At 50.9% G+C, this 25,356-nt stretch carries 20 protein-coding genes; 10 read left to right on the plus strand and 10 right to left on the minus strand.

What is annotated here, in order from left to right; translation table 11 throughout:
- Positions 1–65: 65 nt before the first annotated feature.
- Genes PGW97_RS22390 through PGW97_RS22400 form a run of 3 tightly spaced genes read left to right on the plus strand, consistent with a single transcriptional unit; the run spans position 66 to position 3,991 of the window.
- The gene (locus tag PGW97_RS22390; protein ID WP_273859880.1) at positions 66–2,519 is read left to right on the plus strand and encodes a DmsA/YnfE/YnfF family dimethyl sulfoxide reductase; all 2,454 of its coding nucleotides are present in this window, start codon (positions 66–68) and stop codon (positions 2,517–2,519) included.
- A gap of 10 nt (positions 2,520–2,529) precedes the next feature.
- A complete protein-coding gene (locus tag PGW97_RS22395) occupies positions 2,530–3,144 on the plus strand; it encodes a DMSO/selenate family reductase complex B subunit (RefSeq protein ID WP_047886158.1) in 615 nt (204 codons plus the stop codon).
- Position 3,145: 1 nt separating this feature from the next.
- On the plus strand, positions 3,146–3,991 hold the full coding sequence (locus tag PGW97_RS22400; protein ID WP_273859881.1) for a DmsC/YnfH family molybdoenzyme membrane anchor subunit: 846 nt from the start codon (positions 3,146–3,148) through the stop codon (positions 3,989–3,991).
- A 178-nt stretch (positions 3,992–4,169) separates the two neighbouring features.
- Here the strand turns inward: PGW97_RS22400 and PGW97_RS22405 are convergent, their stop codons facing one another.
- From PGW97_RS22405 to PGW97_RS22430, 6 genes are all read right to left on the minus strand, one after another.
- Positions 4,170–4,769 (minus strand): hypothetical protein, encoded by a 600-nt coding sequence (locus PGW97_RS22405; protein ID WP_273859882.1) that lies wholly within the window; start codon positions 4,767–4,769, stop codon positions 4,170–4,172.
- Positions 4,770–5,045: 276 nt separating this feature from the next.
- Positions 5,046–5,804, minus strand: a complete 759-nt coding sequence (locus PGW97_RS22410) for a carbon-nitrogen hydrolase family protein (protein WP_273859883.1) — start codon at positions 5,802–5,804, stop codon at positions 5,046–5,048.
- Positions 5,805–5,909: 105 nt separating this feature from the next.
- Positions 5,910–6,359, minus strand: a complete 450-nt coding sequence (locus PGW97_RS22415) for a GNAT family N-acetyltransferase (RefSeq protein WP_053061890.1) — start codon at positions 6,357–6,359, stop codon at positions 5,910–5,912.
- 18 nt (positions 6,360–6,377) lie between these two features.
- Positions 6,378–7,007 (minus strand): LysE family translocator, encoded by a 630-nt coding sequence (locus PGW97_RS22420; RefSeq protein WP_273859884.1) that lies wholly within the window; start codon positions 7,005–7,007, stop codon positions 6,378–6,380.
- Positions 7,008–7,212: 205 nt separating this feature from the next.
- Positions 7,213–8,223 (minus strand): NAD-dependent epimerase/dehydratase family protein, encoded by a 1,011-nt coding sequence (locus PGW97_RS22425; RefSeq protein ID WP_273859885.1) that lies wholly within the window; start codon positions 8,221–8,223, stop codon positions 7,213–7,215.
- Positions 8,224–8,619: 396 nt separating this feature from the next.
- Positions 8,620–9,435 (minus strand): substrate-binding periplasmic protein, encoded by an 816-nt coding sequence (locus tag PGW97_RS22430; protein ID WP_217393487.1) that lies wholly within the window; start codon positions 9,433–9,435, stop codon positions 8,620–8,622.
- Positions 9,436–9,903: 468 nt separating this feature from the next.
- Between PGW97_RS22430 and PGW97_RS22435 the strand changes: the two genes are divergently transcribed.
- Positions 9,904–11,430 (plus strand): YfcC family protein, encoded by a 1,527-nt coding sequence (locus PGW97_RS22435; RefSeq protein WP_273859886.1) that lies wholly within the window; start codon positions 9,904–9,906, stop codon positions 11,428–11,430.
- A 198-nt stretch (positions 11,431–11,628) separates the two neighbouring features.
- The gene (gene ppsA, locus PGW97_RS22440) at positions 11,629–14,196 is read left to right on the plus strand and encodes a phosphoenolpyruvate synthase (protein ID WP_273859887.1); all 2,568 of its coding nucleotides are present in this window, start codon (positions 11,629–11,631) and stop codon (positions 14,194–14,196) included.
- Positions 14,197–14,376: 180 nt separating this feature from the next.
- Here ppsA and PGW97_RS22445 read toward each other — a convergent pair whose 3' ends face one another.
- The 4 genes from PGW97_RS22445 to PGW97_RS22460 form a co-directional block, all read right to left on the minus strand.
- A complete protein-coding gene (locus PGW97_RS22445; RefSeq protein ID WP_047886165.1) occupies positions 14,377–15,285 on the minus strand; it encodes an iron-sulfur cluster-binding protein in 909 nt (302 codons plus the stop codon).
- Positions 15,278–16,339 carry a 4Fe-4S dicluster domain-containing protein gene (locus PGW97_RS22450; protein WP_047886166.1) on the minus strand — a complete coding sequence of 354 codons (1,062 nt, stop codon included), beginning with the start codon at positions 16,337–16,339 and terminating at the stop codon, positions 15,278–15,280. The genes PGW97_RS22445 and PGW97_RS22450 overlap by 8 nt, the downstream gene beginning before the upstream one ends.
- A 1-nt stretch (position 16,340) precedes the next feature.
- Positions 16,341–18,506: a formate dehydrogenase subunit alpha gene (gene fdhF, locus PGW97_RS22455; protein WP_273859888.1), complete on the minus strand. Its 2,166-nt coding sequence runs from the start codon at positions 18,504–18,506 to the stop codon at positions 16,341–16,343.
- Between the two features lie 94 nt (positions 18,507–18,600).
- Positions 18,601–19,443 carry a formate/nitrite transporter family protein gene (locus PGW97_RS22460; protein WP_273859889.1) on the minus strand — a complete coding sequence of 281 codons (843 nt, stop codon included), beginning with the start codon at positions 19,441–19,443 and terminating at the stop codon, positions 18,601–18,603.
- A 334-nt stretch (positions 19,444–19,777) separates the two neighbouring features.
- On the opposite strand from PGW97_RS22460, the gene acsA reads away from it, so the two are divergent.
- The 5 genes from acsA (at position 19,778) to PGW97_RS22485 (ending at position 25,334) form a co-directional block, all read left to right on the plus strand.
- Positions 19,778–21,565 carry an acetate--CoA ligase gene (gene acsA / locus PGW97_RS22465; RefSeq protein WP_273859890.1) on the plus strand — a complete coding sequence of 596 codons (1,788 nt, stop codon included), beginning with the start codon at positions 19,778–19,780 and terminating at the stop codon, positions 21,563–21,565.
- The gene (gene pdhA / locus PGW97_RS22470; protein ID WP_047886169.1) at positions 21,562–22,545 is read left to right on the plus strand and encodes a pyruvate dehydrogenase (acetyl-transferring) E1 component subunit alpha; all 984 of its coding nucleotides are present in this window, start codon (positions 21,562–21,564) and stop codon (positions 22,543–22,545) included. Before acsA ends, pdhA begins: the two co-directional genes overlap by 4 nt.
- Positions 22,546–22,660: 115 nt before the next feature.
- Positions 22,661–23,668: an alpha-ketoacid dehydrogenase subunit beta gene (locus PGW97_RS22475; RefSeq protein WP_047886396.1), complete on the plus strand. Its 1,008-nt coding sequence runs from the start codon at positions 22,661–22,663 to the stop codon at positions 23,666–23,668.
- Positions 23,668–25,083 (plus strand): dihydrolipoamide acetyltransferase family protein, encoded by a 1,416-nt coding sequence (locus PGW97_RS22480; RefSeq protein WP_273859891.1) that lies wholly within the window; start codon positions 23,668–23,670, stop codon positions 25,081–25,083. Before PGW97_RS22475 ends, PGW97_RS22480 begins: the two co-directional genes overlap by 1 nt.
- Complete coding sequence (locus PGW97_RS22485) at positions 25,080–25,334, plus strand: acyl carrier protein (protein ID WP_047886171.1); 255 nt, start codon at positions 25,080–25,082, stop codon at positions 25,332–25,334. Before PGW97_RS22480 ends, PGW97_RS22485 begins: the two co-directional genes overlap by 4 nt.
- Positions 25,335–25,356: the final 22 nt, after the last annotated feature.

Consider the following 25,356-nt stretch of genomic DNA (forward strand, 5'->3'; position numbering starts at 1 on the left):
AACGACAATCGATAACAGGAACTACCACCAAAGTGGTGTGTGTGCGTTGCAAAGAGTGTCGTGTCATGAAATCAAAACTAAAACAGCTATTGGCACCTAAGTTCACCCGGCGGGACTTCGTCAAATCAAGTTCAGCGCTGGGGAGCCTGGCCGCCGTAGCCAGCAGTATGAGCCTGCCATTCAAGTCCAACCCTGCCCTGGCCGCATCAGAGCCTGCCTCTCCTCAATCTGAAGAAAAAGTCGTTTGGAGTGCCTGTACGGTTAACTGCGGCAGCCGTTGCCCGCTACGTATGCATGTTGCGGACGGCGAAATCAAATGGGTCGAAACCGACAATACCGGGGATGATACCTACGGTAGCCACCAGATTCGGGCCTGCTTGCGAGGCCGGTCAATGCGCCGCCGTGTCTATAATCCTGACCGCCTGAAATACCCGATGAAACGGGTTGGCAAACGCGGAGAAGGAAAATTCAAGCGGATCACTTGGGAAGAAGCGTACGACGACATCGCGAACAGTCTGAACCGAATCCGCAAAGAATACGGCAGCGAAGCCATTTACCTGAACTACGGTACCGGCACACTGGGCGGGACTGTGACCAAATCCTGGCCGCCGGGCGGCACCCTGATTGCCCGGTTAATGAACCTGACCGGTGGGTACCTTAACCACTATGGCGATTATTCCACGGCGCAAATTGCGGCCGGTCTGAACTACACCTACGGTGGTTGGGCAAACAACAACAGTTTTTCTGATTTAGAAAACACCAAACTGATTGTGCAGTTTGGTAACAATCCGGCTGAAACCCGCATGTCAGGTGGCGGGCTGATCCACCACCTGATGGAAAGCAAAGCGCGATCCAACGCCAGAATGATCATGATCGATCCGCGTTACACCGACACGGCTGGTGGCAGGGAAGATCAATGGATCCCAATTCGTCCCGGTACCGATGCCGCGCTGGTTGCAGCCATCGCACACGTGCTGATCACCGAAAATATGGTCGATCAGCCGTTTCTGGACACATACTGTGTCGGCTACGATGCGAAAACCCTGCCGGCTTCCGCCCCTGCCAATTCAGACTATAAATCGTACATTCTGGGCCAAGGTGAAGACGGCATTGAGAAAACGCCGCAATGGGCCTCGCCGATTACCGGTATTCCGGTCGACATCATTGTCAAACTGGCCCGCGAAATCGGTCAGGCTAAGCCATGTGCCATTTTCCAGGGCTGGGGACTGCAGCGTACCGCCAATGGCGAGCTGGCATCCCGCGCGATTGCCATGCTGGCACTGCTGACTGGTAACGTAGGCATCAATGGTGGCGGCACCGGTGCCCGAGAATCGGACTACAACATCCCGTTTGTCCGCTTCCCGATCCCGGAAAACCCGGTCAAAACGGCCATTTCTATGTTCCTGTGGACTGACGCCATCATTCGTGGCCCGGAAATGACGGCCATCCGAGATGGGGTTCGTGGTAAAGACAAACTCGATGTGCCAATCAAGTTTATCTGGAACTACGCCGGGAACTGCCTCATTAACCAGCATTCAGACATCAACCGCACTCACGAAATCCTTCAGGACGACAAAGCCTGTGAAATGATTGTTGTGATCGATAACCACATGACGTCGTCCGCTAAGTACGCCGACATTGTGCTGCCGGATTTAACCACCTCCGAGCAGGCGGACTTCTGTATGGATGGAAAAGCCGCCAACATGCCTTACTTCATTTATGCCGATAAAGCCATTGAGCCGCAGTTTGAATCCAAAGGAATTTACGAGATTTGTACCGAGCTGGCCAAGCGGCTTGGCGTAGAGCAGGCCTTTACTGAAGGGCGTGATCAGGAAGGTTGGCTACGTCATCTGTACCAGTTGACCCGCGAAAAAGATCCGTCGCTACCTGACTTTGAGACTGTCCGTAAACAGGGCATCGTCAAACGTCGCGATCCGAACGGCCATTACGTCGCATATAAAGCGTTCCGTGAAGACCCTCTGAATAACCCACTGAGCACACCGTCCGGGAAAATCGAAATCTATTCTGAGCGGCTGGCTGAAATCGCCAAAGAGTGGGAGTTACCGGAAGGTGATGTGATTCACCCGTTGCCGATTTATGCGTCAACCGCTGAAGGCTGGGATGATCCAGCGCGCAGCCAATTCCCGCTGCAGCTGACCGGTTTCCACTACAAATCACGCTGTCACTCAACCTACGGTAACGTCGACATCCTGAAAGAAGCCGCCCGGCAAGAGATGTGGATTAACCCGATGGATGCCGACTCCCGCGGGATCAAAAACGGCGATCTGATCCGTATTTTTAACGATCGCGGCGAAGTGCATATCAATGCCAAAGTTACCCCTCGGATGATGCCTGGCGTTGTCGCCTTGGGTGAAGGGGCATGGTATGCGCCGGATGGTAAGAAAGTGGATCACGGAGGTTGTATCAACGTTCTGACAACTCAGCGTCCTAGCCCACTGGCAAAAGGCAATCCACAGCACACCAACCTAGTGGAAGTGCAAATGGTGCAGAAAGCATAAGGTTTAAGCCATGAAACAATACGGTTTTTATATTGATTCAAGTAAATGCACCGGCTGCAAAACCTGTCAGCTGTCGTGCAAAGACAACAAAGATCTCAATGTCGGCGTTAACTACCGCCGTGTTTATGAATACAACGGCGGCAACTGGGTCAAAGAGGGAGACACTTTCCGCCAGGATGTGTTCTCGTACTATTTATCAATTGCCTGCAACCACTGTGATGAGCCAGCCTGCACCAAGGTGTGTCCGTCCGGTGCCATGCACAAGCGGGAAGACGGCTTCGTGATCGTCGATGAAGATGTCTGCATCGGCTGTAAATACTGTTCAATGGCCTGCCCTTATGGTGCGCCACAGTATAACGAAGAAAAAGGCCACATGACTAAGTGTGACGGTTGCTACGAACGCGTGGCTGAAGGGTTGGAGCCGATTTGTGTCGGTTCATGCCCACTGCGAGCCCTGGAGTTTGGCCCTATCGCCGAACTGCGAGCCAAATATGGTTCCAATGCTGACGTGGCACCATTGCCGTCGTCACTGAAAACCAAACCAAATATTGTCATCAAACCGAACCGCCATGCGCGCCCGACCGGCGATCAAAGCGGCTTCCTGGTCAATCCGAAGGAGGTATAACATGGCTTGGCATGAATGGCCGTTGATTCTGTTCACGGTACTGGCACAAACCGCTGTTGGCGCATTTTTGCTGCTGGGGGCGGTGATTCTGGGCAACAAGCTCTGCGTCGGGGTTACTGGCCGCCTGCACAAAGGCATGTTCTTTATTTGGGTATTAATGGGGCTGGGATTTATGGCCTCCACCATGCACCTTGGCAGTCCATTGCGTGCTTTTAATGCCCTAAATCAGGTCGGTAGTTCCTGGTTGTCGAATGAGATTTTCACCGGCAGCCTGTTCTTTGCCCTGGGGGGTGGCTACTGGCTGTTGGAAATCCTCGATAAGGGGGCACAAAGCCTGCGTAAAGTTCTGCTTCTCGCAGCAATGACCGTTGGTATCGTCTTCATGTATTCCATGATTAAGGTGTACCTGATTGATACCGTGCCTACCTGGAACACAGTGTACACCCCACTGGCTTTTGTGCTGACCACCATCATCTCGGGGCTGATTTTTGGTCACCTGATTCTGGCAAGCGCGCAGCACAAATTAGCAAGGCTGGATAACGCGCTTCCGCTGTTTGGGGCAATTGCCGTGGCAGTCAGTCTGGTGGCAATAATCAGTCAGATGCTGAGTCTGGATGCAATTCACAGTGCCGTCGTCAGCGCTTCCGAGCTGATCCCGAATCTGGCTCAGTTACAGATCCTGCGGGTCGGCTTACTGATTGGAGCCCTCGCAGTGTGGTTTATTCCTCGTCTGATGAATAGCCGTCCGGGAGTTGCGATCATCGCGCTCAGCTTTATCTTGGTGCTGTGTTCAGAACTGATTGGCCGCGGGGTCTTTTATGGTCTGCATATGACGGTTGGCGTGTAAGACGTGATTGATGACAGGCCCTTATAAATAGGGCCTGTTTTTAGAATAAATATGGGCGGGTATTTACGTATTTATCCTTCCAGACTTTGCCTTCGTCTCTAATGCTTCTTCCTAACTCTTCATTCCTAATGCTTCATACCTCACTTCTTTAATTGATATCCGTTGCAACATTCATCCTTTAAATTGAATGCTTATAAAACAGAAGATAAGGCGCAAATGACAGTAGTTTTATTGGGAATATCACCCCATCAATGATCACAGTCACCGGAGTGATTGATATTTTTCCTGCTTTCACTATTGCTGAATCTGGAACTACGTTCTTTATATTAACGACAATGGGTTTTTCCAACACGTCAAAGGGGAAATCGCCTTCAATCTCATATCGCTTAGCTTCAAAGTTGAAGCCTTTTGACTGATACTTTATTTCGCCTTTATCGTTGGTTTCCAGTACATTTAAGTCTATATATTTATTGATAAGCTCTTTGTCAGAAAAGTCTGAATAATGTGGCGTTGGGTAAGTAGAATACGGTTTAATTAAAAGCTTGCCTTTAACCAGACCGCCTTCGACTAGCTTTAAGTCAAAAATTTCAAGATTAATATCAATCTCTCTGCTTGCTTTCGCATAGTCACACAGCAAGTCATCACAATTAATCACATAGCTAAACTGTTCTCCCAGAATGAGCAACATTGACGCTTTCTCATCGACATAGAATCCCTTGATCTTCTCCTGATAGGATGACTGTTCCCATACAGATTCCGTAAGCGACTTAGATTCCAAAAATTCCCTGTGGGAACAACCCGCTATAAGAAATATGAAAACGCATACCATTACTTTACGAAACAATCCCACTTTTATTTTTCCTTTCAAAAACGACTTTTTAGAATTAAGAGCGAAACAATCAAACCACGCACAATGCACAATGCACAATGCACAATGCACAATGCACAATGCACAATGCACAATGCACAATGCACAATGTTTCAGCAACAGAATGCCGAAGCAACCGAATTACAAGGAAAACACAAGCAAAACCGGTTACACGTACCAACCCTTTTAGGTACTTTGCTGAACTTGAGCGGCGTAAACCTCATGTCCGTTTATTGAACACATGACCAAACAGTACTCTTTTGATGCAGAACTCAGTACAACGTCACCGCTAGCATTCCAAATGGTGTTGTTCCCACATGCAGACCAACCGCCTGTCGAAGATATATGATTGCTTAACAGAACCGGAAAACGGTGTTTTGATGCAATGTGGGACAATATTTTGGCATCAGCCTCAAAGCCCGAGTCCGAAATTAACGCACTGGCGATGTAAATGTCGGCACCCAACATTCGAGCGTTGAGTGAATGCGCTGTTGATGAGAAATCAGCACATATGGCAAGCCCAATTCGATGACCTTCGACATTGAAGACATAGTCCTCGGAACCTGACGCGCAAAACGTCCCTTCCCCTTCATGCAAATATTGCTTTGAATAAAACTCAATGGTTCCGTCGGGAAAGCAAATAACCGCGCCAATTGTCGGTTTGGCTGAGATTTTTATGTTAAGAGGACAACCGGCAATCACTACGATGTCATTTTCAATTGAAGCTCGGGATAACGTAGAAAAATGCGGTGATTGCGGGCTAAAAGCCAGTTCTTGAGCCAAATCAAGTTCATATCCAGTTAATGATAATTCTGGAAATACGACGACATTCGCGCCGTACAATGAAGACTGCGCAATCATAGTTAGATGGTTGGAAAGATTTTCAACCACATTTCCTTTTACGACCGGAATCTGAGCCAAACTTATCCTGATGCCAGTTTTCAACATTTATCCTTACTTTGTTGCCGTGACCATTCAATGAAAACAGTGCATTCCCCCGTCCACGGGTTCAAGTCTGTTAAAGAGTAAAACAACATAAAAGCCGCCACATTACAGCGGAATGAAATACGAGGTAAAACAACCTCCGTGTATTTGCCTGATTTCCACTTTACTCGCCCGACGTACCAGACTGTCATACTTTGGACGCGTACTTAGCAGGTTCAACACCACTTCTTTGTGTCCCATACTTTTCGCCTTGTCGAGCAACACCCTGAAAACCGAAATACCAGCCCCCCAATAACGCTGCCGCAATACAATGGCGACTTCGTAGTCATCACCGTCTGGCTGGATTCCACACCATCCGGCTAACTGACCGTCAACGTCAATGGCGCGGATATAACAGCCTTTGATGGCATTCATTTCAGCTTTACGGCTTACCCACTCGTAAGCCGTCTGAACCGTAAACAACTCATGTTTGATTAAATGCGCCCTGACCTCACACTCATTCAGCATGGCGACAAGTTCTTTTGGTGGAACATCACACAGATCAATAAATGTCACACATTGCCTCATACTCTGTTAACCACGATTCACCGACGCCAGTAAAGCACCCGCCCCGATAAACCCACCTCCCGTAATACGGTTAAACAACCTCGCCTTACCTGAACCGAATACCCAGGACGATGACTTTGATCCCAGATAGGCATACGTCAGTAACCAAGAAAGTTCTAACGTCACGAAGGTCGCCGCAAAGACCAGATACTGAGTCAGCATCCCCGCAGAAGGATTAATAAATTGTGGAAACAATGCCGTAAAAAACAGGATAGCTTTGGGATTACTGGCACCGACAATAAAGCCACTGACGTAGTGCTGCGTAAATCGAGTTTGGCTGTCACCGCACATCGTGACCGGCTCATAACTGTCCTGGGATGATGTCAGTGCTTTCACTCCCAGATAAACGAGGTAAGCCGCCCCAGTCCATTTCACGATATTGAACACCAGTTCAGATGAAGCAATCACCATCCCCAGCCCAGTAAAAGACAAAGTCATTATGGCTGTGATAGCAGTTAAGCTGCCCAAAGCGGTATATGCCCCCGCTTTCCAGCCCGAGGTCACGCCTTTGGTCATGCATAAAAGAGAACTGGGGCCGGGTGAAGCCGTTAAAACCAACACGGCTAATGCATAAACCATCCATATTTCAAGTGTCATCTGGAAACTCCTTTTCCATAGATAACCCACTAACCTGTGAGATATTCAATAACGTGATACTAAAGCCAATGAACCTCTGTTTACAGCCTTTAGCACTGACTTTTTTCGTTTGTTAATTGTTCTCTTAAAAAGGTCTTTTGAATAAGTCCTCTTATTCGCTCCTTTTCAATAGTTTTTTGTGAATGGCCATCTCCGAATTGCCCTATCAGAACAACTGTTCACTGATGAGCTGTGCTTCCGCTTCCGGGCTTAATTGCTCATGTTGAATATCATCGGGAATCATCTTCGTAATATCAGTGTGACCTATCCAGTCCATTATTCTTGATATTGTGTCACTCATTTCACTGATCCTGAAACCACATGACACGGCCTTGTCGTGAGAGATATTCATGTAAGACGCTTCATTACTACCTTTGGGCCGAAACAGTGGCAGCTCCCTGAACGTTAAGCCTGCGTTCTTGATTATTTGATTGTTTACCCACACACCGTGTTGAATACCCAGCAACTGCGAAAACGCTCGCCAGCTTATTTTATGTCCCGCCAGATTAAATTCACCGAGATACCTGTTTTCACTGACTCGTACAATAAAGCTGGCGACATCGGTAACATCAACAACCTGAAGAAAATCATTGCCATCACCGGGCAACATCACTGGCTGATTCTTGGCACGTAACAACCAGTAGGTCATTCTTCCGGATAGATCGTTAGGGCCAACCATCACCTGAGGACGAAGTATGGTATTTCGGCCCTCAAATATTTCATGCACAATAGACTCGCAAGTCACTTTCAACGGGCCATACGTTTCATTGTCGACACGTGTGATATTTTCATCGATCAGTGAATATCTCTCACTGCTTTCATTAATCATGTGCTCAGGGGATGGCAAAAATGCACGAACGGCACTGATATAAATGTAATGCCGGACTCTGTCACGCAACCAAGTAGTGCTTTCCCGTACCTGTGGTGCGGTGTAGCCGCACAGATCAATACAGACATCCCAGCAGTCGTCTAACACCTTTAGAGCGTCAATGCCCTTATTCCGATCGCCATAAAAATGCTGCACATGCTTCAGGGTAGCCATGCCAGCAAGGCGATAGCCTGGTGATTCGGCGAATAACCCGCGGCTAAAAACGCTCACATTATGGCCCCGAACAAGGCACTGCTGAGCGACTTGCGCACCTAAAAAACCGGTGCCGCCTAACACCAAAATGTTCAATTGACCTCCTTGTCTTGCTGACGTCTCATACCTGAGCCGCTTATGCATAGCACGTAAATAACTTGAATGAGTGGCTCAAATATCTGACTCGATATTCGGTTTTTTCATGAACCAAAGCAGGCCACAAACATAGCTAAGATTTAAGCGCCGCTCACTGAACCCATTTATTTTCTGATAACCCAACATTTCACCGAAAAATAGGCTGTTTTCTGAGGAAGATTTTGCATCGATAAAATCTGTGTCATCAATAAAAAGCTGTGTCCTCAATAAAAAGCTGTGCCATCGATAAATACCATGTCACCGATGAAAGCCATATCACCAATGAAAGGCATGTCATAATTAAAAGCCATGTTGCACACACTGCATAACCTACAGTGTGTGCTTACGCTTTAAAAATCACTTATCGCCGCAGACCGTCGTTTCTAATTGAACCTCATACTCTTCCAGCAGTTTACCGTACTCTCCGCTTTGGCACATCGCTTTGAGTTTACTGTTGAAAGCTTTCATCGCAGATTCGTCTTTAAAACTGGCAGAGAAATTAGTTACAGCGGGAAACAAACTGTGGTGGACAACCTCACCGTCAGACGGTTTAAGGGCTTTAGTGAAATAAGCAAAGATATTTCGATCGATAATCGCTACCTGTTGGCTCTCTTTCCAAAAATGTGCCACCTGCTCCGCCTGATCGGAGAATTCATGGTAATTTTTCCGGTATTCAGACTCTGGTGAAAACAGCTTTTTAAATTCATCACCCAATTCAAGATAAGCGTTTTGCCAGGTCAACACCTGATATTTTTTTAGATCGTCCATGTTGTTTATATCAAGGTTGTCAGATTTTTTACTGATGGCAAAGTTTGCAAACGAGATGAGCGGGTCGGAATAAAACACATCACTGTTATCCGTGTTATCCGCAACCACGCCAATAGATACATCCGCCTTTTGCTTTTGCACCGCGTCTTGCAGTTGACTGTACGGCATCTGCACAAACTCAACAACATACCCATCAAGGGCTTTTTTGACGATATCGACTTCCAGCCCAGTCTTTGCACTGTCTGAGACATAAGGTGGCATATCCGTTGCGATAGCCACCGTCAGCTTGTGGTGATCAGCATAAGCATAGGAGGCAGAAAGCATGGCGAGAGCCGTCAGTGAACAGAGCAGAAGTGGTTGATTAGCATGTACCCGTCCGGCTGGTTTTGCTGTTCGAGTTTTCATTGTGAATAACCTCAAAACCTAAAAGGTACTTTCAAGTGTAACAGTTAGCAGTCAGCCTGCTGGATTTTGAGGCATCCTGCCAGCGATATGCCGGCAGGTCATTGATTATACGTCTATCTTGATTTTCTTTTTTACTTTTATTTATTTTTTATTACATGAAAACAGTATTGATATCCGATACGTATATTTTTAAATATACGTATCAATAAGAATCATTATTTTAATTTCACATTACAATTTTTTGTTTATATATATTCACACCACAATAAAAAAACTGTAAACGAGAATATAGTTATCATGCTTTATTCAATCCATGGATATTTAATCGGAATAATTAGCTAATTTATTCCTATTTTCATCTTGTTTAATTTGTGATCACCGCTGTGTTATTACAATTTGCAACATAATACTTTAAGTGAATAGGTTGAATGATTTTTTATCTAGCTATTCGGCTTAGAGGAAATTCTTATGCTACTAACAAAAGAAAGAACCAGAACATTTCAATTCCCTACTGCATTCACCATTTTATTTGCGATCACGCTTTTTGCTATCGGTCTTACCTGGATTGTCCCGGCAGGATCCTATTCCAAACTGTCTTACGATGCTTCTCAAAATACTTTGCTGGTCGAGAACCCTCAGGGCGACGTCACCATCGTACCGGCCAATCAGGAGGAACTAAAAAAACGACAAATCAATATCGGTATCGATCAATTCGTTAACGGAACAATACGCAAGCCTATCGCTATTCCCGACACTTACGAAAAGCTGGAGCAATCCCCCAAAGGCCTCAGTGACATCGCTATCTCCATGGTGGAAGGGACGGTGGAAGGTGCCGATATTATTGTGTTTATTTTGATTCTCGGGGGCATGATAGGCGTCATCAACAGAACCGGGGCATTTAATGCCGGACTGGTCACCCTGTCAGAGAAAACCAAAGGCAGAGAGTTCCTGTTTGTCGCATTGGTTTGCATCGTCATGGCGCTCGGGGGCACGTCCTGTGGCCTGGAAGAAGAAGCCGTGGCTTTCTACCCCATTCTGGTTCCGATTTTCCTGACCTTAGGGTTTGATTCGATCGTGTGTGTCGGCGCCATTTTTCTGGCTGCCTCTATCGGTACGGCATTTTCAACCATCAACCCATTCAGCGTTGTTATCGCATCCAACGCCGCGGGGATTTCTTTCACCGAAGGGATTGGCGTACGGACGTTCGGCTTAGCCGTGGGTATGGCCGTTGTCATTGGCTACTTGTACTGGTATTGCAAGAAAATCAAAGCGGATCCGTCATTTTCTTATACCTATGAAGACCGTGACGCTTTCAGAGAGCGTTTCCTCAAAGGCAAAGATCTCAACGAGAAAGTCCCTTTTACCCTGCGCCGCAAAATTATTTTAACCCTTTTCGCCATCGCCTTCCCGATGATGATTTGGGGCGTGTCAACACAGGGTTGGTGGTTTGGCCAAATGGCGGCTTCTTTCCTGGCTATTGCCATTGTGATCATCTTCATTTCCGGTTTGAGAGAGAAAGAAGCCGTTGAAGCCTTTACCCAGGGCGCTTCAGAACTGGTTGCAGTCTCCCTGATTATCGGGATGGCCCGCGGCGTTAACATCATTCTTGAGCAAGGCATGGTGTCCGATACCATCCTCGCCTGGGCATCTGAGCTGGTTGCGGGTATGCATGGCAGCGTGTTTGCCGTGTCTCAGATGTTTATTTTCTTCCTGCTGGGTCTGGTGGTTCCGTCATCATCCGGGCTGGCGGTACTGTCGATGCCGATCATGGCACCGTTAGCCGATACCGTGATGATTCCGCGTGACATCGTTGTCTCTGCTTATAACTGGGGGCAATATGCCATGTTGTTCCTGGCGCCAACTGGGTTGGTACTGGTGACCCTGCAAATGCTCGATATTCCCTTTAACAAGTGGGTGAAGTTCGTATTGCCTATCGTGCTCTTCCTGCTTGGCTTTGGTTCATTGCTGCTTATCGCTCAGGTAATGATGCTGTAAAGCAGACTGCGACTTAGCTGCCAGATGCTTAGAAATAGCAAGCCGCAGGCAGCCCATCAAAAACACTAAAAAAGCCCACGTTTAATGTGGGCTTTTTGCACGATTAAAAAAAATTGCACCTAAAATAAATGAGTCCCTGTCGACGAGTCCACGCCCCGGGTTATGTATGAGCGCCAGAGCGACCTGAAGGAGAGCAGCATGGCATCTGATCATCAAGCTTCTGAACATCAATCCCCAGAACAACAATCTCCAGAGCAACAAAATCCGGAGTCTCACGCTTCCGCCATTCAAAGTACCGCCCAATCAGCCATTTATTGGTATCACCAGTTGCGTACCACCGACATTCCTTATGTCGGCGGTAAAAATGCCAGCTTGGGCGAAATGATCAGTCAATTAAAAGACGCCGGTATCAGGGTTCCCATTGGCTTTGCCACCAGCGCCCAGCTGTATCGCGATTTCCTGGCACAAAATGGCCTCGATGAGCCCATCTCACGGCTTCTGGCTGATATGGATACGGGGAATGCAACGCTGGCAGAGACAGGGGCTAAAATCAGGATGCTGATCGCCGAGGGCACATTCAGCGACGAGCAACAACATGCCATTACTGAAGCCTATCAGCAGTTGTGCGAGCAATTGGAGATACCCGATGTCAGTGTTGCCGTCCGAAGCTCAGCTACCGCGGAAGATCTGCCTGACGCCAGCTTTGCCGGGCAACAGGAAAGCTATCTCAATATTCGCGGTCAGGCGGACGTTCTGTTGGCCTGTAAACACTGTTTTGCCTCGCTCTATACTGACAGAGCCATTGTCTATCGTCAGGAAAAAGGGTTTGCACACCAGCAAGTGGCACTCTCCGTCGGGGTGCAGCAAATGGTCGAATCCAAAGCTGCCGGGGTGATGTTCAGTTTAGATACCGAAAATGGTTTTCCTGACGTTGTGATGATTAACGGCGCATGGGGACTGGGCGAAACCATTGTACAGGGGAGCGTCACACCGGATCGGTTCATGGTGTACAAACCGCTGCTTGAGGTGGCAGGAAAACGCCCCATTATTGAAAAACAGCTGGGGGATAAGCTGCAGAAAATGGTGTATGCCCCTGAAAGCCATGCGGAACGCCACACTGAAAGCCAAGATAACAACCAAGCAATCAGTAAAGTGACTACTGAAACCTTCAGCAACATCACGGGTGCAACCCAAACACTAGCCACGACAGAACAAGAGCAAAACACGCTCGTGCTCACCGATGATGACGTACTGCAGTTGGCTCGCTGGGCGGTAATCATTGAACGCCATTACGGTTGTCCGATGGATATGGAATGGGCAAAAGACAACCACGGACTGTATCTGGTTCAGGCCCGCCCCGAAACAGTGGAGTCACAAAAACGCCAGGCCGTGCTGGTGAACTACAGCCTGAAAGAAACATCGACCCTGTTGCTGGAAGGGGCCAGTGTGGGTAGTGCAATCGCCACCGGGAACGCATTTCTTATCACAGATCCGCGTGATGTCGACCAGTTTCCGGACGGAGCCATTCTTGTCACCGAACGCACCGATCCGGACTGGGTGCCCTTAATGCGAAAAGCCGCAGGGATTATTACCGATACCGGCGGCCCCACCAGTCATGCCGCCATTGTCAGCCGCGAGCTCAAAGTACCTGCAATTGTGGGAACGGGATGCGCGACCCAAACGCTGAAAACCGGTCAACCCGTCACACTGAGCTGTGCCGGTGGTGCCGTCGGAAAAGTGTATAACGGCATCCTGCGTTATGACACCCAACAGGTCAATCTGGATGACATCCCCCGTACCAACACCGCCGTCATGATTAACGCGGCAATGCCGGATGGCGTGTTTCGCTGGTGGCAGTTACCGGTTGCCGGCATCGGCCTGACCCGTATCGAGTTCATCATTTCAAGCCAGATCCGTGTTCACCCCATGGCCTTGATCCATCCTGAAAAAGTCACAGACCCAACCATCAGCCAGACAATTGCCCAGCTCACCCATGGTTACCCCCATCAGCCGGATTACTTTATCCATAATCTTGCCATGGGAGTCGGAAAAATCGCGGCCTCACAATACCCGCGCCCGGTCATTGTCAGAATGTCTGATTTTAAATCCAATGAATACCGAGGCCTGCTGGGGGGAGAGTTTTTCGAACTGAACGAAGAAAACCCGATGCTCGGCCTGCGCGGTGCCTCTCGCTATTACCATCCGCTTTACCGTGAAGCGTTCAAGCTCGAATGCCAGGCCATTGTCGAGGCCCGCGAAGTGATGGGCTTTGACAATATCATTGTGATGATTCCGTTTTGCCGAACCACAGGTGAAGCCGACAAAGTGCTGGAAGTCATGGCGGAAGCGGGGCTGAAACGCGGAAAAAATGGCCTGCAGGTGTATGTAATGTGCGAAATCCCTTCGAACGTCATTCTGGCTGACCGTTTCGCCCAGCGTTTCGACGGGTTTTCCATCGGCAGTAACGACCTCACTCAATTGGTCCTGGGCATTGACCGGGATTCCGCTGAGCTGAAACCTCTGTTTGATGCCAGAGACGATGCGGTCAAAGACATGATTGCTCAGGTCATCACCGTCGCGCACCAGTATGGCTGCAAAGTGGGCATCTGTGGGCAGGCACCGTCGGATCATCCTGAATTTGCGGAGTTTTTGGTAAACTGCGGCATTGATTCGATTTCCCTGAATCCCGATTCCGTCGCCAGAGGCTGCCAACAAATCGCCTTGGCGGAAAGCAAACGCCAAAACGTCAAACCACCAGAAAATTAAGCCACCACAAACATAATCACGGCAATAAACAAGACAATAGACAGGACAATAGACAGGACAATAGACAACACAATAAACAAAAGCTGAGTCACAACATGATAGCGGTTATACACATCGGGTCACTTCGTGATAAAACCGCTATCATTGATTACTTGTTAGTTATTAGCTATTCGCTATTCGCTAATAACTGTCAGGCAGGTGCTGCTTCAACTGATCCCAGCGGAATGTAGGGCCATCCGTGCAGACGTACTTATCTTTCAGGTAACAGTGCCCGCAGGTCTGCAGGCCGCAGTGCATGCGACGCTCAATCGACAAATAGATCGCCGATTCCGCAATACCACCGGCAGTCAGCTGTTTAGCTACTGCGAACATCATCGCCTGGGGGCCTGCCAACAGTACCACATCCGGCGTTTCATCAAACTGACTGAGCACCATCGGCAGAATATCAAGCGGAGTGCCAGCATACTCATTCTCACCGGTATCGATATCGCCGTCCTCAATGGTATTGAACACCTGAACAACCTGCTGCCAGTGTTTACGCTCCGGTGTCAGCATCTTCGCCTGACGGCTTCTGGCACCATACACCACCATCAGTTGGGTGTATTCCTGTTGCGCGATCAACTGATTCACCACGCCGACCAGCGGTGCGAGGCCACAGCCGCCTCCCACAACGAGTACCCTTTTATTTATCACCTCTGCCATCGGCCAGCCCTTGCCATAGGGCCCGCGGGCGCCCAGAATCTGCCCCGCTTCAAGTTGAAACAAGGCGGAGGTGACGCTGCCCATTTTTCTGACCAGCGCACGAAATGTCCCCTGCTGATCCGGAAGCTGAGTAAAAGTAAACGGCGCTTCGCCAACCGCAGGCAGACACAACATAAAAAATTGTCCTGTCTGGGCTTTCATCCAGTCACTTTGCCGCGCCGATACTGGAGATTCAGTTCCTGCTTCTTCAGATTCGGCTATTCCAGAAACCTGAGATTCAGGATTATCAGGCTCTGGATCTAACAGACGAAAAGTGAAATGGCGCGTGTGCTCGCCATCCTCATAGAAATCAAGCAGACGAATAGCCATTGGCGTTAGGTTATGCATCTTTGACGATCCTCTTCATGACCGAGTGAACCCCAATCACTCCCGGACAAGTTTGCTCGCAGCGTCCGCAACCGATACACCCATACCGCCCGAATTCCGGCACAAAATCATGACTGAATTTGTGATACCAGAAGCGTTTTACCCGATCACCCGCCTGTTCCGACGGGTTATGAAAACTGGCTTCGCGCTGAAACCCTTCGTACAGGCAGGAATCCCAGAATCGCACCGTTGAGGATTTCACCCCGTTGGGTTCCCCACCTTCAGTTCCCGTCTCAGGTGAGTTGATGGCGGCTGCCGGCACCATCACCTTTGTCTGGGTTCCGTAACAAGAGCATGTCGGGCACAAGGTCGTACATCCGGAACAGGCAATGCACTGCACCGCCACCTGCTGCCAGAATGCATCAGACGGCAAATCGCGGTTCAGTTTATCAATGCCTTCCAGAATATAGGAATGATCGCCAAACTGATGCTCGCACTGACTCAGGTTATCCCAGCGCTGCTTTTTGTCATCGCTCGAGGCGGGTGTCAGCGTCAGCCCATGCAGGGCAGCGTTCCCCCGCTCAGACACCACAATCAGTAACCATTGGCTGTTTTCAAGCGGGTGCAGAATCAGATCAGCGGTGGTATCCCTGACACCCGGCCCGGCATTCACCAGATAGCAAAACCCCTGCTGGCAAGGTTGCACACAATCTATGCCCACCAGCAATGCCTGTTGCCGTCGAGCCTGATAGTAAGGGTCTTCTTCAAAAAAGATATCCTGATAGTGGATAGCCATCAGGTCGCAGCTTTGCACTCCGAACAACACAAAGGGTTCCGGTTGCGGAATGGTTTCGCGAAAATACTGCCCGTCGAAAACATACAGGGTTTCCTGCTCCGTAAAGAAAAAGCCCTTGGCTGAACTCTGCGGCAGCTTTGACACCAGTTCCCCGTAAGGTGCTTGCACCACATGCTGCCAGCTGGTATCACCGTCGTTGTCGATGACCTGATAAAGTTGGTAGGACTGAGCTAAATGCGCTTGCAGTTCATGAAGTGAGTCGAGCAAATACTGCTGCATATTATGGCTCCTCCAATAACCGATCGATGTCTTTGGGCTCCTGTCCCGGAGGCAGAGGCTCGACCGATACGGCACATGCTTTGAGTTCCGGCATCTTAGTGACAGGATCCTGAGCGGTGTTTGTCAGCTGATTCGATGGCGCTTCCCGAAAGTGGTATGGCATGGCCACCAAGCCAGGTGGTACATCGTCAGTGATCATCGCACGTGTCTCGATATAGCCACGACGCGAGCGCACGCCAACCGGCGAGTAGCGATGTATGAGCAGGTTTCGGGCATCTTGCGGATTGATAAACAAGAGACCGGCCGGGGTTTCCCGTTCCAGAAGTGGCGATTTTCGGGTCATGGATCCGCAGCCGTAGTGAAAATGCAGCCGGTTGGTGGTCAGAATAAGCGGATACTGGTCGTCAGGGGGCTCATCCACCGCAATCTGGTGTACCGGAATCAGTCGGGCTTTGCCAATCGGAAACGTAGTTTGATGCAAAATGGCCGTCCCTTCCGGCGCACTCTGATTGCAGGGCCACTGCAGACCGTGTGCCTGCTGAAGGTGCGAATAGCTCATGCCCTGATAGGACGGAGTCAACGAGGCCATTTCGTCAAACACCGCTTCACTGCAGCTCCAGCTCAGGGCCTGACTCCCCAGTTTTTCCGCCAGCGCTTTCAGCCATTGCCAGTCACCCATCGCAATTCCGGGAGGCGACAAGGCCGGAGCAATATGCTGAACCCGCCGTTCACAGTTGGTAAAAGTCCCCTCTTTTTCGGCAAAAGAGGCAGCCGGTAAAATATAATCGGCCAGTCTGGCGGTTTCGGTCATGGTCAGCTCTGCCACCACCAACAGCTCCATCTTTTTCATGGCGGCCCGGACATGGTTCTGATCCGGATCCGTTACCACCGGATCTTCACCAAAAATGATCAGACCACGAAATGCCCCAGCCAAGGTTGCTTTGGTCATTCCCAGTGATGTCAGACCGGGTTGTAACGCAATTAGCTGGCCCCAGCCTTGTGCAAATTTACGCTGCGCCGTGGCATCGGTAACTGCCTGATAACCGGGGTATACATTCGGCAGACAGCCCATATCACACGCGCCCTGCACATTATTCTGTCCGCGGAGTGGATTGATCCCGGTGCCGGGGCGGCCAATCTGGCCACAGACCAACGCCAGATTAGACAGGGCAATCACGTTCTGGGTCCCGCTGACAAACTGGGTAATGCCCATTCCATACAGAATCATGGCTGTTTTGGCCTGACCATACAGTTCAGCCACGGCTCTGATCTGCCGGGCACTGACCCCGGTACTGTTTTCCACCGACTCCGGCGTAATGGTTTCCACGCTGGCCGCCAGCCCCTCAAAACCTTCACAGCGCTGATGAATGAAAGAGGTATCACACAGTTTCTGCTCAATAATCACATGCAGCATGGCATTAATGAGTGCGATATTACTGCCGGGTTTCAACTGCAGATGAATATCGGCCACTTTTGCCAACCGGGTTACCCGGGGATCAATCACCACCAGCTTTGCTCCGCGCTGCCGGGCATCAAAAATTTGCCCGCCCAGCACACTGTGATTTTCTGTGGGGTCGGCACCGATGACAACAATCAACTCCGTCTCGAAGATGTCTTTCGTGCTGTTGGTCATCGCCCCTGAGCCTAAAGTCTGTTTTAATCCGGCCACCGTCGGGCTGTGGCAAATGCGGGCGCAGTGATCGATGTTATTGGTGTTGAGGACGGCGCGGGCAAATTTCTGCGCGGCATAATTGTCTTCATTAGTGGCGCGGGCACTGCTGATGACACCCATGGCATCATTGCCCGATTCCGCCTGAATATCGCGGATCGCTTCGCTGATCTCACTCAGGGCCTGATCCCAGCTGATAGGATAAAAGCGATCCTTTATGCGTTTGAGCGGTTCCGTGATGCGGTTGTCCGGCCGGATAGCATAAGCCGTGCTCCAGCCTTTTTCACACAGTTTTCCGCGGCTGATGGGATGGCTCTGCTGGGGCTCAACCCCAACCAGATTGCCCCGCGCATCCACTTTCAGGTTGATCCCGCAACCGACGCCACAAAAGGGGCAAACGGTTTTCACTATGGAAGTGGCCGTCGTCGCACAAGCCATCGTTGAAGCCGCTGCCTCAGAGACAATCGCTTTAGATGAAGCCGCCTTAGAGAAAACCATGGTCGCTCACAATCAATCAGTGGATTCTGACATTGAGTATAGCCACACAGTTCTGAGGGAATTGCCGCCAATACCCGCGTTTACCCTGAAAACATTACGTCTTATCTGACGGTAATACCGGTTTTCTCAGGTAAATCATGTAATAAACCAGCCCCACCAGCACGCTTCCGCCAACCAGATTTCCCAGAATCACCGGAATAAGATTACCGATAAACCCCAGCCAGCCTACAGCGTCAGTAGCCGTTGCTGCCGCCGTACCAGAAAAAGCCTTGATACACATGGCCAGTGGAATGAAAAACATATTCGCGATACTGTGCTCAAACCCGGCAGCAACAAAAGCCGAAATCGGAAAAACAATGGCAACCGCCTTATCCACCACACTTCTGCCAGCCATGGCCATCCAAATCGCCATACAAACCAGAATGTTACACAGCACGCCGCGAAAAAAAGCGGTCCAGAAAGGTAAGCTGCATTTTGCCTGTGCGATTTGCAGATAACGCTCGGCAATCACGCCGTGGTTCAGCTCGGTGTGTCCCGACACATAAACCAGCACGGCCAGCCCTGCCGCCCCAATGAAATTTGAGCAAGCAACCACCAGCCAGTTCCTGAGCAACTCTGTGGTCGTGATTTTGTTATCGGCCCAGGCCATCGCAAGCAGGTTATTACCGGTAAATAACTCCGCACCGGCTACCACCACCAGCAACAGGCCCAGTGAAAACGCCAGCCCGCCGAGCATTTGACTGGTGCCAAACCCCAAATTAGCGTCCGACTTTATCAGCACAAAATACAGCGCCCCTAAGCCGATAAACGCCCCCGCCAGAACCCCCAGCATGACCATCGACAACAGCGGCAGACGCGCTTTAGTCACGCCTATGTTGTCAACCTTTTCGGCAATTTGCTTTGGAGAAAAAGCATCAAAGCCATAAATATCTGCCATCTTTCATTCTCGCTTCAGTCATGAGAGAGCGATTTACTGGTCGCTGTTCAGGTTGACTCTCCAGGTTGCAATGAGCAGCGGATACCCCTTCGCATACAGAGTGTAGCCTCCCGGCAGGTAATGCCATGTCTTAACAAGAAAGCCGGCTCAATTCTCGACGAAAACATTCCAGATAAATCAATTGGTTGACCTGACCGATTATTTTCTGTCTCACCGAATCCACGTATTCTTGCAGCGAAACACACTATTCTTATACCCAGCAGTGAAAGTGACACCTGCAGCAACACCGATTGCCAGCGTGAGATCAGCATGTCGTGAACAGGGGGAAACTGGAATGGCGGTACCAATCATCAAAAAATCCGCTGATGCGGCCTCTGCCAATTTATCCGACTATTTATCCTACTATCAACGTGACTGCCTCGACACAGATTTCACCCTCGAGCCTGATGACTCAACAGGCAGTAAACCCACGCTGAAACACCTGCCGGATGGCGGGCTGAATATCTGTTTCCAGGCACTGGACAGCCATCTGACTACCCATGTCGCAGATAAACTGGCACTCCGCTGGATCAGCAAAAATGATGAAATACTGGAATACAGCTATCGTGACCTGTGCCAACTGACCAGTCGGTTCGCCAGCGTACTGCACCGTTTAGGTTTACCGCCCGGAGCACGTATTTTCAGCCTCTCCGGGCGACGGCCAGAGCTCTATATCGCCGCGCTGGGCACCTTAAAGGCAGGTTGTGTGTTTACCCCCTTGTTTTCCGCCTTTGGCCCCGAGCCTATCCGCTCAAGGATGGAAATCGGCGAAGCGCAGGTCCTGCTGACCACGCAAAGCCTTTATCAAAAGAAAGTCAAAACGTGGTGTCACGAACTGCCCCACCTCAAAGCCATCCTGTTAATTGATGGTGAACCAGAGCCCGACTCAGGCTGCTATCGCCTGTCCGACCTCATGCAACAGGCCGATCCCGCCTTTCCCTGCGTCAGCACGCAGCCGGAAGAGATGGCACTGCTGCATTTCACCAGTGGTACAACCGGCAAGCCCAAAGGGGTGATTCATGTCCATCAGGCGGTAGCCTATCACCAGCTGTCGGCGTACTGGGCGCTGGATCTGAAACCGTCCGATATCTACTGGTGTACAGCCGACCCGGGCTGGGTAACCGGCACCTCCTACGGCATTATCGCGCCGCTCTGCCTGGGGGTGACGATGATCATTGATGAAGCCGAATTTGACGTCGAACGCTGGTACCACATCCTGCAACACCATCAGGTTACAGTGTGGTATACCGCCCCGACCGCCATACGTATGCTCATGAAAGCCGGGGCGGCGATTTGCCGGAATTACGACTTATCCGCCCTGCGGTTTATCGCCAGCGTGGGCGAACCGCTCAATCCTGAAGCCGTTTTATGGAGCCAGACAACGCTTCCGATCCCGTTCCACGATAACTGGTGGCAGACCGAAACCGGCGGCATCATGATCGCCAATACCGCCAGTCAGGACATCAAACCCGGCTCGATGGGCCGGCCGCTACCCGGCATTGAAGCGGCGATTCTGGGACAGAACGACGATGGTTCCCGGTCCGTCATCACCACGCCGATGGAAGTCGGCGAACTTGCACTGAAGCCGGGCTGGCCCTCCATGTTCCGCGGCTATCTGCATCAGGAAGACAAATACCGCAGCTGTTTCAGTAACGGCTGGTACCTGAGCGGCGATTTGGCCATGTGCGATGCAGACGGCTACTTTTGGTTTGTCGGTCGCAAGGATGATCTCATCAAATCCTCAGGCCACTTAATCGGCCCATTTGAGGTTGAAAGCGCCCTGATGGAACACGAAGCGGTCGCCGAAGTCGGGGTCATCGGCAAACCCGATCCTGTCGCAGGTGAGATAGTTAAAGCCTTTGTCACCCTCAAAACCGGGTTTGAACCGGACGAGGCGATGCAAAAAACGTTGCTGGGTTTTGCCCGCAAACGGCTGGGAGCGGCAGTTGCGCCAAAAGAAATCGTTTTTCGCCGCAGCCTACCAAAAACCCGAAGCGGAAAAATCATGCGCCGGTTGCTCAAAGCCCGGGAGCTGGGGCTGCCTGAAGGCGATACCTCTACACTGGAGTGCGATGAACAATGACCAGCAGACTCCATATCAACCGAGCCCATTTACTGCAGCAACTTAAGCAAATGCTGCGCATTCGCCGTTTTGAAGAAAAATGTGCCGAGCTTTACGCTCTGGAGAAAATTCGTGGTTTTCTTCACCTTTATATCGGCGAGGAGGCCATTGCTGTCGGCATTATGAGCGCACTCAGCCGCGATGATCAGGTCGTGGCCACCTATCGTGAACACGGGCACGCGCTCGCGCGCGGCGTCAGCATGGGCAGTATTCTGGCTGAAATGTACGGTCGCACCGCCGGATGCAGCCGCGGACGCGGAGGCTCCATGCATCTGTTTGATCGGGCAACCCATTTTTACGGCGGCAACGCCATTGTTGGTGGCGGCCTGCCGTTAGCAACCGGACTGGCCATGGCCAATAAACAAATGCAACGGACAGCGCTGACAGCCTGCTTCTTCGGTGAAGGTGCGGTAGCCGAAGGGGAATTTCATGAAAGTCTTAACCTGGCAGCGTTATGGCAACTGCCGGTACTGTTTATTTGTGAAAACAACCGCTATGCCATGGGAACTGCCCTTGCCCTGTCCGAATCTGAAACCAACATCGCTCAAAAAGCGCGTAGCTATGGTATCGCAGCCGCACAGGTGGATGGCATGAATGTGGTCAATGTAGAAGCAGCCGCCCTTGAAGCCTGCGACTACATTCACAAAGAACAGAAACCCTATTTTCTGGAATGCCAAACGTATCGCTTTCGCGGTCACTCCAGTTTTGATAGCCAGCTCTATCGCGAAAAAGAAGAAATCGCACTGTGGGAAGAAAAAGGACCGGTGAAGCAACTGGTGCAATGGATGAGAAACAACAGCCACCTGCTGGATAACGAACTGGATGAGCTGGAAAAAGATGTGGAACAAGAAATTCAGGCCGCCGTCCAATTTGCTGAAGCCGGAGCCTGGGAACCGATAGAAGACTTGGCTCGGGATGTCTATAGCCCACAAAGAAAGTGATGACAGGGCACCAGCAAATGCTCACAGCCCGTACAGAACGTGTTGATGAACGTGCTGACGAACTAGCTGCCGAGTTAAAGACCACAACAGCAGACCGGAATACAGGGGTAAACCCATGCTCTCAGACACAAATCCAGAGACAAGCTCAGAAACCATGAGCTACCGTGAGGCATTGCGGGCCGGACTGGTCGAAGCACTCACACAGGATCGGCGGGTTTTCCTGATGGGTGAAGATGTCGGGCGCTATGGGGGCTGCTATGCGGTCAGCAAGGGGTTGCTTGCTCAGTTTGGTGCTGACCGCATCATCGATACTCCGCTGTGCGAATCCGGTTTCGTCGGGGTCGGCATTGGCGCGGCTCTCGGCGGGATGCGACCCATTGTCGAAGTCATGACCGTCAATTTCAGCCTGCTGGCGATGGATCAGATCGTCAATACCGCAGCCACCCTACGTCATATGTCAGGTGGTCAGTTTAATGTTCCTCTGGTTATCCGCATGGCTTGCGGTGCCGGCAGACAGCTTGCCGCCCAGCACTCACACAGCTGGGAAAATTTCTACGCCCATATTCCCGGCCTGAAAGTCCTGAGCCCGGCGACGCACGGTGATGCGCGGCATATGTTAGGGCAGGCGCTGGCTGATCCGGACCCAGTGCTGATTTTCGAGCATGTCATGCTGCTCAATGAACCCGGCGCCGTGCCGGATTCGCCGGATGCCCCGATGGAAAAAGCCCTTATTCGACGTCTGGGCTCCGACATCAGCCTCATCAGCTACGGCGGTAACCTGCACAAAGCCTTGACGGCCGCCGAGCAACTGGAACAGGATGGCATTTCAGCCGAAGTGGTGGATCTGCGCTGCCTGCGCCCGCTGGACAAATCAACGCTGCTGGAAAGCGTTCGCAAAACGCACCGAGCTGTCATCATTGATGAAGGCTGGAAAACCGGCAGCCTGGCAGGCGAAATCAGTGCCATCATCATGGAGGACGGATTCTGGAGCCTGGATGCCCCGGTCAAAAGAATCTGTAGCGCGGAAGTCCCTATCCCCTATCCTCAGCATCTGGAGCAGGCGGCCCTGCCTCAAGTCGAACAGATTGTTGCCGCCGCCTTAGCGACGATGGATGGCCGCTGATGAGCAGCCAGTCATTTGATATTGTGATGCCTTCACTGGGTGCTGACATGCGAGACGGCACCCTGACGGAATGGATGGTGGCCGAAGGTGACCATGTCAACAAAGGTGACAGCATCGCCGTCATTGAAACCAGTAAAGGCGCTATTGAGATGGAAAGCTACCACAGCGGAACCATCAGCAAAATTCTGGTGCAGCCGGTCATCAGTCTGCCGGTCGGATCCATCCTAGCCCGCATAGAGGCTGACACGACAGAGGCTGGCACGCTGCCGACCGCCGAACCGGTTATGGCGCCGCCCGATATACCTCAATCGGAGACGTCTCAACCGGAAATACCGGAACCGCTTTCACCGCAGGCTTACGTCTCTGAAGCCAGCATCTCTGGGCCCAACGTTTCTGAACCCAGCATCTCCGAGTCCTCCGTCTCTGGGCCTTGCGTCTCCGGGCCTATCATGGCACAACCTGCACCATCAGAGATCAGAATTTTGGCCTCCCCCGCAGCCAGAACACTGTCCCGTCAGCACGATCTGGATTTAGCAAGCATCGTCGGCAGCGGGCCGATGGGGGCCATCTTGCTGCGGGATCTCAACACCGCACATCAAGTGGCATCGGGCTACAACGTCGAACCAACCGCTTCTGCTCAGCAAACTGCCGTGCCTGCTGCGATGGCCACCGCAGCAGGCCCTTCAACCCAGAGTGTTGAAAACACCGCCTCCCGTGACCGCCGCGACAACCGGGATCCGGCCGCGATGCGAGCAGCAATCGCCGCAGCAATGGAAAAATCGAAACGGGAAATTCCCCATTATTACCTGAGCCTGGACGTGGATCTTACCCGTACTCAACAATGGCTGAATGAACAAAACGCCGGGCGTGATCCCGAACACCGTCTCCTATTGCCTGCTTTACTACTCAAAGCCATTGCAACGGTTCTGCCTAACTTCCCATCTTTAAACGGTTATTTTCAAAATGGTGAGTTCAAACCTGAGAAAGCGGTGCACATCGGGACGGTAATCAGCCTGCGTGAAGGTGGGCTTATGGTGCCAGCTATTCATGATGTCAGCCGGCTCTCGGTCGATGACACCATGCTGGCACTGCGCGATATCAGCAACCGGAGCCGTACTGGTCGCCTGCGCAGCTCTGAGCTGACCGACGCCACAATCACCCTGACCAGTATCGGTGAGAGGGGCTCTGACAGTGTGTTTGGTGTGATTTACCCACCGCAAGTCGCGATTCTGGGCGCGGGTCGTTTACGCCAGACGCTCCAGGTCAGAACCGATGACAAGGGTTACAACCAAATCGCTATCTGCGACACCATGACGGTCACGCTCAGTGCCGACCACAGGGTCAGTGACGGCATACAGGGGGCGAAGTTTTTACATGCCCTGTCGCAGCAATTACAAAAACCGGAGCAGCTATGACAACCAACGGCAATAACGACAACATCAGGGACCTGGTCATGCAGGCTATCCAAAACATTGCGCCGGAAATCACCGAAAGCGATATTGATCCTGATGAAGATCTGCGCGAGGAATGCGACCTCGATTCAATGGACTTCCTCAATCTGCTGGATGCCCTGAAACGAAGCTGCGGCGTCAGCATTCCGGAGTCTGACTACCCGCAAATCAGATCGTTCTCCGCTTTGGTGAATTATCTGAACGCGCGCACCTGAATACGATTCTCTGAAAAAATGA

Source organism: Photobacterium sp. GSS17 (assembly GCF_028621875.1).
Classification (GTDB): Bacteria; Pseudomonadota; Gammaproteobacteria; order Enterobacterales; family Vibrionaceae; genus Photobacterium; species Photobacterium ganghwense.

What these genes read in the sequence shown, in the direction of transcription:
- PGW97_RS22420 (WP_273859884.1), bottom strand. Translation starts at nt 7,007, where the DNA reads ATGACACTTGAAATATGGATGGTTTATGCATTAGCCGTGTTGGTTTTA.
- PGW97_RS22395 (WP_047886158.1), top strand. Translation starts at nt 2,530, where the DNA reads ATGAAACAATACGGTTTTTATATTGATTCAAGTAAATGCACCGGCTGC.
- PGW97_RS22460 (WP_273859889.1), bottom strand. Translation starts at nt 19,443, where the DNA reads ATGGCAGATATTTATGGCTTTGATGCTTTTTCTCCAAAGCAAATTGCC.
- PGW97_RS22450 (WP_047886166.1), bottom strand. Translation starts at nt 16,339, where the DNA reads ATGCAGCAGTATTTGCTCGACTCACTTCATGAACTGCAAGCGCATTTA.
- PGW97_RS22475 (WP_047886396.1), top strand. Translation starts at nt 22,661, where the DNA reads ATGCTCTCAGACACAAATCCAGAGACAAGCTCAGAAACCATGAGCTAC.
- acsA (WP_273859890.1), top strand. Translation starts at nt 19,778, where the DNA reads ATGGCGGTACCAATCATCAAAAAATCCGCTGATGCGGCCTCTGCCAAT.
- pdhA (WP_047886169.1), top strand. Translation starts at nt 21,562, where the DNA reads ATGACCAGCAGACTCCATATCAACCGAGCCCATTTACTGCAGCAACTT.
- PGW97_RS22485 (WP_047886171.1), top strand. Translation starts at nt 25,080, where the DNA reads ATGACAACCAACGGCAATAACGACAACATCAGGGACCTGGTCATGCAG.
- PGW97_RS22445 (WP_047886165.1), bottom strand. Translation starts at nt 15,285, where the DNA reads ATGCATAACCTAACGCCAATGGCTATTCGTCTGCTTGATTTCTATGAG.
- PGW97_RS22480 (WP_273859891.1), top strand. Translation starts at nt 23,668, where the DNA reads ATGAGCAGCCAGTCATTTGATATTGTGATGCCTTCACTGGGTGCTGAC.
- PGW97_RS22400 (WP_273859881.1), top strand. Translation starts at nt 3,146, where the DNA reads ATGGCTTGGCATGAATGGCCGTTGATTCTGTTCACGGTACTGGCACAA.
- PGW97_RS22435 (WP_273859886.1), top strand. Translation starts at nt 9,904, where the DNA reads ATGCTACTAACAAAAGAAAGAACCAGAACATTTCAATTCCCTACTGCA.
- PGW97_RS22430 (WP_217393487.1), bottom strand. Translation starts at nt 9,435, where the DNA reads ATGAAAACTCGAACAGCAAAACCAGCCGGACGGGTACATGCTAATCAA.
- ppsA (WP_273859887.1), top strand. Translation starts at nt 11,629, where the DNA reads ATGGCATCTGATCATCAAGCTTCTGAACATCAATCCCCAGAACAACAA.
- fdhF (WP_273859888.1), bottom strand. Translation starts at nt 18,506, where the DNA reads ATGGTTTTCTCTAAGGCGGCTTCATCTAAAGCGATTGTCTCTGAGGCA.
- PGW97_RS22390 (WP_273859880.1), top strand. Translation starts at nt 66, where the DNA reads ATGAAATCAAAACTAAAACAGCTATTGGCACCTAAGTTCACCCGGCGG.